The 10,472-nt window shown below is 70.1% G+C and carries 12 protein-coding genes and 1 pseudogene; 8 read left to right on the top strand and 5 right to left on the bottom strand.

The window, feature by feature from the left end:
- The coding region (locus VB739_RS15165) for a DUF3352 domain-containing protein (RefSeq protein ID WP_323357865.1) at nt 1-239 on the bottom strand (239 nt) is incomplete at its 3' end.
- A 54-nt stretch (nt 240-293) separates the two neighbouring features.
- On the opposite strand from VB739_RS15165, the gene VB739_RS15160 reads away from it, so the two are divergent.
- From VB739_RS15160 to VB739_RS15150, 3 genes are all read left to right on the top strand, one after another.
- Nucleotides 294-656, top strand: a complete 363-nt coding sequence (locus VB739_RS15160; protein ID WP_323357864.1) for a rhodanese-like domain-containing protein — start codon at nt 294-296, stop codon at nt 654-656.
- A 79-nt stretch (nt 657-735) separates the two neighbouring features.
- Complete coding sequence (locus VB739_RS15155; RefSeq protein WP_323357863.1) at nt 736-1,746, top strand: HrcA family transcriptional regulator; 1,011 nt, start codon at nt 736-738, stop codon at nt 1,744-1,746.
- The gene (locus VB739_RS15150; protein WP_323357862.1) at nt 1,746-2,531 is read left to right on the top strand and encodes a 20S proteasome subunit A/B; all 786 of its coding nucleotides are present in this window, start codon (nt 1,746-1,748) and stop codon (nt 2,529-2,531) included. Before VB739_RS15155 ends, VB739_RS15150 begins: the two co-directional genes overlap by 1 nt.
- A gap of 41 nt (nt 2,532-2,572) precedes the next feature.
- Here the strand turns inward: VB739_RS15150 and trpB are convergent, their stop codons facing one another.
- Entirely contained in the window at nt 2,573-3,832 is a 1,260-nt protein-coding gene (gene trpB, locus VB739_RS15145; RefSeq protein ID WP_323357861.1) for a tryptophan synthase subunit beta, read from the bottom strand.
- A gap of 137 nt (nt 3,833-3,969) precedes the next feature.
- Between trpB and VB739_RS15140 the strand changes: the two genes are divergently transcribed.
- From VB739_RS15140 to cysC, 3 genes are read left to right on the top strand one after another with little or no spacing between them, the layout of a single operon-like run.
- Nucleotides 3,970-4,980 carry a phytanoyl-CoA dioxygenase family protein gene (locus VB739_RS15140; RefSeq protein WP_323357860.1) on the top strand — a complete coding sequence of 337 codons (1,011 nt, stop codon included), beginning with the start codon at nt 3,970-3,972 and terminating at the stop codon, nt 4,978-4,980.
- The gene (locus tag VB739_RS15135) at nt 4,973-5,299 is read left to right on the top strand and encodes a translation initiation factor (RefSeq protein WP_323357859.1); all 327 of its coding nucleotides are present in this window, start codon (nt 4,973-4,975) and stop codon (nt 5,297-5,299) included. The genes VB739_RS15140 and VB739_RS15135 overlap by 8 nt, the downstream gene beginning before the upstream one ends.
- 43 nt (nt 5,300-5,342) lie before the next feature.
- Complete coding sequence (gene cysC, locus VB739_RS15130; RefSeq protein ID WP_323357858.1) at nt 5,343-5,969, top strand: adenylyl-sulfate kinase; 627 nt, start codon at nt 5,343-5,345, stop codon at nt 5,967-5,969.
- On the opposite strand, the gene VB739_RS15125 is transcribed toward cysC, so the two are convergent.
- Nucleotides 5,944-7,029: an AI-2E family transporter gene (locus tag VB739_RS15125; protein ID WP_323357857.1), complete on the bottom strand. Its 1,086-nt coding sequence runs from the start codon at nt 7,027-7,029 to the stop codon at nt 5,944-5,946. The two genes, cysC and VB739_RS15125, sit on opposite strands and share 26 nt — an antisense overlap.
- Nucleotides 7,030-7,108: 79 nt before the next feature.
- Entirely contained in the window at nt 7,109-7,666 is a 558-nt protein-coding gene (gene purE, locus VB739_RS15120) for a 5-(carboxyamino)imidazole ribonucleotide mutase (RefSeq protein ID WP_323357856.1), read from the bottom strand.
- Between the two features lie 48 nt (nt 7,667-7,714).
- Here purE and VB739_RS15115 point away from each other — a divergent pair, with 48 nt between their 5' ends.
- On the top strand, nt 7,715-8,929 hold the full coding sequence (locus tag VB739_RS15115) for an N-acetylglucosamine-6-phosphate deacetylase (RefSeq protein ID WP_323357866.1): 1,215 nt from the start codon (nt 7,715-7,717) through the stop codon (nt 8,927-8,929).
- Nucleotides 8,930-8,960: 31 nt separating this feature from the next.
- Nucleotides 8,961-9,701: a magnesium protoporphyrin IX methyltransferase gene (bchM, locus tag VB739_RS15110; RefSeq protein ID WP_323357855.1), complete on the top strand. Its 741-nt coding sequence runs from the start codon at nt 8,961-8,963 to the stop codon at nt 9,699-9,701.
- A 234-nt stretch (nt 9,702-9,935) separates the two neighbouring features.
- Here bchM and VB739_RS15105 read toward each other — a convergent pair.
- A pseudogene (locus tag VB739_RS15105) lies at nt 9,936-10,472 on the bottom strand (RNA pseudouridine synthase); the annotation flags it as partial.

The raw sequence follows: 10,472 nt of genomic DNA, 5'->3' as shown, positions 1-10,472 counted from the left end.
CGCTGGCGGGGCGGGGCGACGGCACGGGCGTAGTCCAGGGGCTGGTCGCCGTCGCTGAACAGATGGAAGCTGAGGGGAGCCTCCCGGGGCACAAAACGGGCCGCCCGCGGCACCACCAGCGGCAGACGCTGCAACCGCAGGGCACTGCGCTGCCATACCAGCCACCAGCCACCGAGCCCCAGTCCGAACACCACCAGCACCAGGGCCAGCAGCACCGCCAGGAATGGGCGGGCCTTCATCGGTTCTCAGCAGGATGGGACCATCCTGACGCCACCCCCCCTCCGACGCCCGCCATGGACGAGACGACCCCCCCGGGGACCCCCCGGACGCTCACCGCCGCAGACCTGCAACGACGCCTCGAGGCCGGCGAGCCGCTCCGGATCGTCGACGTGCGCGAGGAAGGAGAACTGGCCCTGGCCAGATTGCCGCTGGAGGTTCTGCATCTGCCCCTGAGCCGCCACCGGGAGTGGCTGCCGCAACTGGAGACCCTGCTCGACCGGCAGCAGCCGGTGGTGGTGCTCTGCCATGCCGGCATCCGCAGCTGGGACTTCGGCTGCTGGCTGATCCAGGAACAGGGCTATGGGGAGGTCTGGAACCTGAAAGGGGGCATCGACGCCTGGAGCCGGGAGGTGGATCCCCAGGTTCCCCGTTACTGAGCCCACCTGCCGAGGCTGGGAAGGGTCCACACCTACCTAGGATTAAGAATCTGTTTTCTTTGCTGTTTCCCCCCCGTCCTTGGACACGCTGCCGCGCCGACAACAGGAGGTCCTGAGGGCCACGGTGCGGCACTACGTGGACACCGTCGAGCCGGTCGGCAGCCACACGCTGGTGCGCCGTTTCGGCCTGCCCGCCAGCCCCGCCACCGTGCGGACGGCCATGGGGGCTCTGGAACAGCGCGGCCTGCTGACCCAGCCGCACACCTCCGCCGGCCGGATCCCCAGCCAGCGGGGTTACCGGCTCTACGTCGATCAGCTGCTGCCGGCCCCGGGGGCCGCCGCCCTGCAACTGGAGCGGGAACTGGCCGGCATCAGCCTGCAGTGGGCCGCCCTCGATGACCTGCTGCTGCACCTGGCCCGTCGCCTGGCCGACCTCACCGGCCTGCTCAGCCTGATCACCCGGCCCCAGCGCCCCAGTCCCCTGCTGCAGGCGGTGCGGCTGGTGCCGAGCGGCGACCGCCTCCTGGTCTTCCTCGTCCAGGGTCCGGACTTCAGCACCAGCCTGAACCTGCGCCTCGGCGCCGACCTGGAGGAGGAGCTGCCGATTTTGGAGCGGTGGAGCAACCAGCAGCTCCGTGCCGGCGGCGACGGCCGCATCCCCTGGGAGCGACTGCCGGCCGAACTGCGCCGCAGCGGCGGCCTGCTGCGCCAGGCCCTCGACAGCCACAGCCGCATCCGCAGCGAGGAGCTCGACGCCGTGGTGGCGGCCGGCCTGGGGGGTCTGCTGGCCCAGCCGGAATTCAGTCACAGTTCCAGCCTGCTGCCGGTGGTGCAGCTGGTGGAGCATGGCCCCCGCACCCTGCTGGGGCCCACCGGAGACCCCGCCACCATCGCCAGCGAAGCGATCTGGATCGGCACGGAACACCCCCACGCGGCCCTCGGCCAGTGCTCGGTGGTCCAGGCCACCTACCGCACGGGCCACGGCGGCCGCGGCCAGGTGGCGCTAGTGGGGCCGATGCGCATGGCCTACGCCACCGCCCGTGCAGCGGTTCAGTCGGTGGCCTCCATCCTGGAGAGGCTGCTCAGCTGATGACCTATTGCCTCGGTTTTCTGCTCCAGAGCGGCCTGGTGTTCGCCTCCGACTCCCGCACCAACGCAGGCGTGGATTACATCTCCAGCTACAGCAAGATGCATGTGCTGGCGCCGGCTCCGGATCGGCTGTTCGTGCTGATGGCAGCCGGCAACCTGGGCACCACCCAGGCCGTGCTCAACCGCATCCGCCGCGACATCGAGAACCACGGAGCCGGTCCCAGTCCCCAGTGGAGCCGCCAGGACGACCCCCCGGCCGGACCGAGCATGCTCACCGCCCGTTATCTGTTCGAGGTGGCCGATTACATCGGCCGCCTCAATGTGATGGTCCAGAAGGAGTTCAATCCCAACCTGCGCCAGGCGGGTGCCAGCGGCGAGGCCAGCTTCATCCTGGGCGGCCAGATCGCCGGCCAGCCCCACGGGCTCTACATGGTGTATCCCCAGGGCAACGCGATCATGGCCACCGCCGACACCCCCTTCCTGCAGATCGGCGAAACCAAGTACGGCAAGCCTCCCCTCGATTACATCGGCCGACCGGACCTCTCCCTGGAGGACGCGGCGCGCCTCTGCCTGGTGTCGGAGATCGTCACCCGGCGCTCCAATCTCACTGTGGGGCCACCCTTCGAGATCGCCTTGGTGCGCCGCGACGAATTCAAGGTGGGCCGCCACCTCAAACTCGAAAAGGAGGCTCCGGAAATCCAGCACACCATGGATGTGTGGGCCCGCCACATGCAGGAGGGCCTCAACAAGCTTCCCCGTTTTGCGTGGGAGCAGGATCCACTCTGAGTCCAGGCTGAGTCCAGAGCCTGGCGAGCGGGGCGGCCAACCTATCCGGCCAGGCCGTCGCCCAGCTTCTCCGCCACCGTGTTGACGTCCTTGTCGCCGCGGCCGGAGAGATTCAGCACCACTTCGGTGCCGGGGGCGAGGGTGGGGCAGAGGGATTCCAGCCAGGCGAAGGCGTGGGCCGTCTCCAGGGCCGGGATGATCCCCTCCAGTTCGCTCACCCGTTGCAGGGCTTCGAGGGCCTGGGCGTCGGTGACGGCGGCGTACTCCGCCCGGCCGATGCCCTTGAGATAGCTGTGCTCCGGCCCCACGCCCGGGTAATCAAGGCCGGCGCTGATCGAATGGGCCTCCTGCACCTGGCCTTCGTCGTCCTGCAGCAGCAGGCTCATGGCGCCGTGCAGCACCCCCACCCGGCCTTCGGTGATCGTGGCGGCATGGCGACCGGTGGCCACTCCCTCGCCGGCCGCCTCCACACCGATCAGGCGCACGTCGGCGTCCTCAACAAAGGGATGGAACAGACCCATGGCGTTGGAGCCGCCACCCACACAGGCAATCAGCACATCCGGCAGACGGCCGAAGGCTTCCAGGCACTGGGCCCTGGCTTCCTGGCCGATCACGGCATGGAAATCCCTCACCAGCATCGGGTAGGGGTGTGGACCGGCCACCGAACCGAGGATGTAGTGGGTGGTCTCGACGTTGGTGACCCAGTCGCGGATGGCTTCGCTGGTGGCGTCCTTGAGGGTGGCGGTGCCGGCGGTGACGGGCTGGACGGTGGCCCCCAGCAACCGCATCCGGAACACGTTCAGGGCTTGGCGGCGCATGTCTTCGGCGCCCATGTAGATGACGCACTCCAGCCCGAAGCGGGCACAGACCGTGGCCGTGGCCACGCCGTGCTGGCCGGCGCCGGTTTCGGCGATGATCCGCTGCTTGCCCATCCGCAACGCCAGCAGGGCCTGGCCCAGGGCATTGTTGATCTTGTGGGCGCCGGTGTGGTTGAGGTCCTCGCGCTTCAGCCACAGGCGCGGCCCCCCCTCAGGACGGCGGTAATGGGCCGTGAGTCGCTCGGCCTCGTACAGCGGCGTGGGTCGCCCCACGTAATGGCGCAGCAGGTGGTCCAGCCGGGCGGTGAAGGCGGGATCAGCCCAGGCCTCGGCGGCGGCGGCCTCCAGCTCCGCCAGGGCGGGCATCAGAGTTTCGGGCACGTACTGACCGCCGAAGGGGCCGAAACGGCCCAGGCCATCCGGGCGGACCGACGGCTGCAACTCGGCCGGATCAACGCGGCGGGTAGGGACGGTGCTGGTCACCGGCGGTGCTGAAGGGGATGATTCAGAGTAGGGAGGCACCACCCGGCACGGCTGGGACGGACCTGGGGATTCCGTTGTGCCACCGCAGAATCAAGGGCGGCAGCGGGTGCCGGCCCGGCTCCCAACGAACGCCAGACATGCTTCCCCACCACTACCTCTCGTCCTTGACACTGGCGGAACGGCTGTACCGCCAGCAGCCCGAAGTAGCAGGCCAGATTTATTCAGCGCAAGTGCTTCAGTTCCTCCGGGACGGTGTGATCATCTTTCCTCAGGTGATGGACCCTGCTCTGCTCGATCGGGTGGACGCCGACCTGGACGACCTGCCGCGCCTGGCCCAGACTTCCCTGCTGTACGGCATGATCGGCATTGATGGCAAGGCGAATCACTACGAGGCGAGGGTTCTGCGCAATCTTCCGAAGTTGGGTATCACAGATTTGCGCCAGGCAGGCCCCGGGCTCAAGCTCAATGACCTGCATCGCTACTTCGATGCTGCCCGCGACCTCGCCTTCTCAGAGCCCATCATCCGTTTTCTCGACGAGCTCTTCGGATCGGCACCGGCCCTGATTCAATCGCTCACCTTCTGGAAAAGCAGCGAACAATCGTTGCACCAGGACTTCTCCTACGTGCACCATCACAACCGGCTGGGCCATCTGGCCGCAGCCTGGATTCCCCTGGAAGACATCAGCGATCAGGCCGGGCCGCTTGTGTATTACAAGGGTTCCCACCTCCTGGCGGAGCATCAGTTCTACGACTGGAACCAGGGCGGAATTCTGGCCAGCCGCAACACCGACCCCCAGACAGCAGCGGGGTACGGGCCTTATCTGAGCGCCTTGATCAACCAGCAGGGTTGGACACCGAGCATCTACCTGCCCAGGCGTGGCGACCTGCTGATCTGGCACGGGGCACTGATTCACGGCGGCACCGCCATGGCCGATCCTTCGCGCACCCGCCGCTCCTACGTCTGCCATTACACCGCCGCCGCGAATCACAAGGCCATGGCCCGCCATCGCGTCGGGGAGGGCTACGACTTCTCCGAACCGCCGTCTCTGCCTGAAACGATGCGCTCCAGATCCTTACCTTCGCGGTTGGTGTCCGCCGCCGGCCGGCGCATGACGCAGCTCTTCAGGGGGGTCCGCACCCATGCCTAAGGGCGGTTGGACGGAGTTCAGTGGCTCGGAGAGCCTGCAGCGGCCGCCGGCCCCTGGTGTCCCTGGTGTGGCCAGGGCCCAGCAGCGGGTGCGGGTGCAGCGCACCAAGGCGGGCAAGGGCGGCAAGCTGGTCACGGCGGTCACGGGGCTGGACATGCCTGACGCCGAAGCCCGCGCCCTGCTGCAGCGGCTCAAGACCCGCGCCGGCACCGGCGGCACCCTCAAAGACGGGGTGATCGAACTCCAGGGCGACCAGGTGGCCCTCACCCTGGCCGAGCTCGCAGCCCAAGGGTTTCGACCGAAGCAGGCGGGGGGGTAGGGGAGAATGCGGCCCGAAGCCGCCGTCCCGTTCCGTGTCCGAGATGACCTCGCCGTCCAAGGCCACCAACATCGTCTGGCACCACTCCACCGTGACCCGCGCCGCCCGGGCCCACCAGCGGGGCCACCGCAGCGCGATCCTCTGGTTCACGGGACTCTCGGGAGCAGGGAAGAGCACCCTGGCCAATGCGGTCAATTCGGCCCTGTTCGAGCAGGGGCTGGCCTGTTACGTGCTCGATGGCGACAACGTGCGCCATGGGCTGTGCAGCGATCTGGGCTTCTCCGACGCTGATCGCGAAGAGAACATCCGCCGCATCGGTGAGGTGGCCAAGCTGTTCCTCGATGCCGGCGTGGTAGTGCTCACCGCCTTCGTCTCCCCCTTCCGCGCCGACCGCCAGCGGGCCCGAGCGTTGGTGGAGGCGGGCGATTTCCTCGAGATCCACTGCGCCGCGGGCCTGGAGGTCTGCGAGCAACGGGATACCAAAGGCCTCTACGCCAAGGCCCGGGCCGGGGAGATCAAGGAGTTCACCGGCATCTCCAGCCCCTACGAAGCCCCCGAGGCCCCCGAGTTGCTGGTGGCCACGGGTGAACAGAGCCTCGACGACTCGGTGGCCCAGGTGATGGCCGAACTGGAGCGGCGCGGCATCATTCCGGCGCCGGCGGAACCCTGAGCGGTTCGAAGCGAAGCCGCAGGGCCCAGGCATCGAGGAAGGTCTTGGCGCAGCTGGCCACCGGCACCGCCAGCAGCAGACCGAGCAGCTCGCCCAGCCCCAGCAGCCCCCCCAGCCGGGCCCCGATCGGCAGGCTGATCAGCAACCAGGCCGGTTGCAGCCCCACGATCGAGCCCATCAGCCGCGGCTGGATCACCTGATCCACCACCTGACCCACACTGATCGCCACGGCCAGCACCTCCAGGCCGGTGCGTGGATCCTGGAGGGCCAGCAGCACGCTCACCACCACGATGGTGAGGGCACTGGCATAGGGAATGAGGGTGGTGAAGCCGATCGCCACGGCGAACAGCACCCCGTAGGGAATCCCGAGCAGGGTGAACACCAGGCTCTGGGCAGCGCTCAGGATCAGGGCCAGCACCACCTGGCCGGCGAAGTAACCCCGGAAGGTGCGATCGAGGGTGCTGAGCACCAGGGCGCGGGTGCCGGCAGGCAGCCACTCGACCAGCCCCCTGGCGATGCCCTCGCCCCCCAGCAGCAGGAAGACCGCCAGCACCAGCACGATCACCGTGTTGACGGTGATGCTCACAGTGGCCCCCAGGATCCCCAGCACCTGCTGGCTCAGCTGGGAGGCGAGCTTGCTGGTTCGGGTGATCAGATCACTGCTGAGCCCACCGAAGTCGGTGGGCAGCCCCCGCTCGGTGGCCCAGCTCTGCAGCTGCCCCAGCAGGGTTTCCCCCTGCGCCAGCCAGCTGGGCAGGGCCAGCACCAGGTCTCCAAGCTGCTCCACCAGCCGGGGCACCAGCACCAGGGCCGCCAGCACCACCACCGAGAGGCTCAGCCCCAGGACCAGCAGCAGAGCCAGCGCCCGTGGCAGACCCCGCTGGATCAGCCAGCGGCTGGGAATGTCCAGCAGGAAGGCCAGCAGGGCGGCCGTCAGGAACAGGGCCGGAAACGGCGCCAGGGGCACAAGCAATTGGCGCAGCACCCACAGGTTGAGGACCAGCAGGGGCAGGGCCAGGGAGACCCGCAGCCATGGGGGCAGCACCAGCCGCTCAAGCATCAGCGGGAGCCGGGCCGGGCCCCGGTGGATCGACGATCGCCGACCAGCTTGGCCTGTCGAGCCGACGAGGACCAGCGATTCATGCCTGGCCCATCGCCTCCAGGTAAGCGGCGCTGCCCAGGGCCTGCAGGCGCGCATCCTTGGCCACCACCTGATCATGCAGGTCACGGCGGTAGGCCTCCAGGGCCTGCGCGAGCACCGGATCGGCGATGGCCAGGATCGAGGCCGCCAGCAAGCCGGCGTTGAGGCCGCCGCCGATCGCCACCGTGGCCACAGGGATCCCTGGCGGCATCTGCACGATGGAGTGCAGGGAATCCACCCCGGAGAGGGCCTGGCTGCGCACCGGCACGCCGATCACCGGCAGCAGACAGAAGGCGGCCACCATGCCGGGCAGGTGGGCGGCGCCGCCCGCCCCGGCGATGATCACCCGCAAGCCTCTGGTGCCGGCCGCCTCGGCGAAGGCCGCCATCTCCCGTGGGGTGCGATGGGCCGAGAGCACGCGCACCTCGCTGGCCACCCCCAGCTGCTCCAGGATCCGCACCGCCGGCTCCAGCGTCGGCAGGTCGGAATCGCTGCCCATCACGACCGCGACCCGGGGCGCTGGGGCGGACGCGGACGTTGGGGCAGCGGGATCCATGGGGCAGAGGCGGCGAGGATGGCATTGTCCCCTCCCATGGCTGCCTGGATGCGCTGGCTGAGCAACCTGCGACTGGCGGGCGACGACCTGGCCTGCGGCGAAGCAGAGACGCGCTGGAGAGTTGGTGTCGACAGCGATGGGCTGATCGCCCGGGTGCGGCCGACGCCTCCGGGGAGCCGGGCCGCCGGCGAGGACTGGGGTGGCGACTGGCTGTCCATGGGGGGGGTCGACCTGCAGATCAATGGCGGCCTGGGCCTGGCCTTCCCCGAACTGACGTCCAGCGATCTACCCCGCCTGCAGGCCTTGCTGGAGCTGCTCTGGCGCGATGGGGTGAACGCCATCTGCCCCACCCTGGTGACCTGCGACCCGGAGGCCCTGCGCCAGAGCCTGACGGTGCTGGCCGAGGCCCGCTGCCGTCATCGACCCAGGCGTTGCCGGTTGCTGGGCGCCCATCTGGAGGGGCCGTTCCTCGCCCCGGAGCGGCGCGGCGCCCACCCGGCCCAGCACCTGCAGGCCCCCAGCCGGGCCGCCCTCGACGCCCTGATCGCCGGCTTCGCTGGGGGAGCCGAAGCCGATGTCGCCCTGGTGACCCTGGCCCCGGAGCTGGAAGGTGCCGCCGAGGTGATCGACCAGCTGCGGGCCGCCGGCGTGGTGGTGAGCCTGGGCCACAGCGGCGCCGATGCGGAGCAGGCAGGCCAGGCCTTCGGACAGGGCGTGGGGATGCTCACCCACAGTTTCAATGCCATGGCCGGACTGCACCACCGCGCCCCGGGGCCCGTCGGCGCGGCCCTGCGCCAGGGGGAAGTGGCCCTGGGGCTGATCGCCGACGGCGTCCACGTGGAGCCGACCATGGCGGTGCTGCTGCAGCGGCTGGCGCCCCGCCAGTTGGTGATCGTCAGCGACGCCCTGGCCCCCTACGGTCTTGCCGACGGCACCCATCGCTGGGACGAGCGGCGGCTGTTGGTGCAGGACGGCAGCTGCCGGTTGGAGGACGGCACCCTGGCCGGGGTGACCCTGCCGTTGCTGGAGGGGGTGAGGCGGCTGGCCGGCTGGAGCGGCCTGCTGCCGGCCTCGATCGCCGCCGCCACCCTCGCCCCCCGGCGCCTGCTGGGGGAGCGGCGGCCGCTGGAGCAGCTGCTGCTGGGACGGCCCCTGGGGGACACCCTGCGCTGGAGCACGGCGGAGGACGGCAGCCTGCGCTGGCGGCGTCCGAACACGGCGGCGGGCGGGCGCGAAACCGTGGCCCAGGCCCCAACTCCCTAGGATCCGGCCCACCCGAACGGCCTTGTGCCCCATGCCCCCGGAACTGCAACCCCCCGCGCCTGCCGAGGCACAGGCTGAGACGCAGGCCGAGAAGGCCGAGGTGCAGGCCTATTTCGAAAGCACCGGCTTCGAGCGCTGGAACCGCATCTACAGCGACAGCGAAGAGGTGAACCGGGTCCAGCGCAACATCCGCATCGGCCATCAGAAGACGGTGGACGCGGTGCTGGCCTGGCTGCAGCAGCAGGGCGACCTCTCGAGTCGCAGCTTCTGCGATGCCGGCTGTGGCGTCGGCAGCCTCAGCCTGCCGCTGGCGGCCCTCGGGGCCGGCTCGATCGCCGCCAGCGACCTCTCGGCGGCGATGGTGGCCGAGGCCAGCCGCCGTGCCACCGAGGCCGGCCTGGCCTCCGGGCGGCTGAGCTTCACCGCCTCCGACCTGGAGAGTCTCCAGGGTCGCTACGACACGGTGATCTGCCTGGACGTCTTCATCCACTACCCCCAGGCGGCCGCCGAAGCGATGGTGAAACACCTGGCGGCCATGGCCGAACGCCAGCTGATCGTCAGCTTCGCCCCCTACACGCCGCTGCTGGCAGTGCTCAAGCAGATCGGCCAGCTGTTCCCCGGACCGAGCAAGACCACCCGCGCCTACACCCTGCGGGAAGACGGCATCGTGGCGGCGGCCGCCAGCGCCGGCTTCCGCCCCGTCCACCGCAGCCTCAACCAGGCCCCCTTCTACTTCTCGCGGCTGATCGCCTTCGAGCGCGACCCGGCCTGACGCGCGTCCGGCGGCAGTCGCTGCCCGCACGGCACTCTGTCCTCTCGCCCCTGAGGGGATCTCTGGAGCGGCCCATGGCCCGGTGGGCGCCGCAGATCGTGGTGCAGGGGCATCGCTCAAAGGGAGTCCTGATTCTGTACAGCCTGTACAGGCTCTGAACGCAAGCCTCGAACAGCCATGCACGGGCCACGCAGGTCTGAGGTCCGGCCTTCCAGCGGCACAGCAGGGCGTCGATCAGCCCAGGCCTGCCGCCGGTGGGGCCTGCAGCTCCAGAACCGATCCTTCGGGGCGGTGCAGCTGCAACCGGCGGGCCTGGAGCCGGTAGCCGCCCTCGCCCGGCAAGCCCCCGGGGCGGGCCCACCCGCCAGGCTGATACAGGGGATCTCCCCGCAGCGGCGCTCCGAGAGCGGCGCAGTGGATGCGGATCTGGTGGGGCCGTCCGGAGGCGATCGCCACCTCGACCAGATCGGCCTCGCTGCCCCGCTCCAGCAGGGTGAGCCGGCTGCGGGCCGCCAGGGCGCCCGGATCACCGGCCGCGGCCGCACACCAGATCTCCCCGAGTGGCGGGTGGGGCCGCCGGCCGATCGGTGTGGTGATCGCCAGGCTGTCCCCGGCCGCCAGGGCCAGCCGGCCCGGCACCAGCAGGGCCCGGTAGAGCTTGCGGCAGGGCGAGGCCCCGCCGCCGGCGCCACTGGCCAGTGAGCCCGTGCTCTCCCGCAGCTGGGCGCTCAGCCAGGCGCGGGTGGTCGGCCGGCGGGCGCACACCAGCAG

This window comes from Cyanobium gracile UHCC 0281, assembly GCF_034931305.1.
Taxonomy (GTDB): Bacteria; Cyanobacteriota; Cyanobacteriia; order PCC-6307; family Cyanobiaceae; genus Cyanobium; species Cyanobium gracile_A.
Note: the sequence above shows the minus strand (reverse complement) of the source record. Positions and strands in the feature narration are given on the sequence as shown.